Here is a 335-nt window from a genome sequence, read left to right as displayed (position 1 = left end):
TCTTCTCCGATGTTACGCATCGGGGATGGGGATAAAAGGCATCGCGGCGGCCTTTGACGTATCCCGCAACACGGTCCGCAAATATGTCCGCCTGTGGCAGGACTCGTCTCTGACAATGGAGCAGTTATTGGCATTGCCGGAGCATCGGCTGCGCGAGATGTTCATCCCCAAGGGTGTGCGTCACCGCGAGCCGTCGCCCCGTCAGTCCGAGCTTGAGGCTCTGTTGCCTGAGTATGCCGCCCGTCTGTCACGCAAGGGCGTGACTGTCAAGAGTCTTTATGAGGAATACCGACAGACGCACCCTGACGGATATCTGCATTCAGCATTCCGTCTGT

General features: G+C 57.9%; 1 pseudogene. It reads left to right on the top strand.

From position 1 onward, the window contains the following. Nucleotides 1-25 precede the first annotated feature (25 nt). Nucleotides 26-335, top strand: a pseudogene (locus tag OKC24_RS20010) (hypothetical protein); the annotation flags it as partial.

Source organism: Acinetobacter entericus, assembly GCF_026168575.1.
In the GTDB taxonomy this organism is placed as follows: Bacteria; Pseudomonadota; Gammaproteobacteria; order Pseudomonadales; family Moraxellaceae; genus Acinetobacter; species Acinetobacter bouvetii.
The sequence above is the reverse complement of the archived record's forward strand: the minus strand, read 5'-3'. Positions and strand labels throughout refer to the sequence as shown.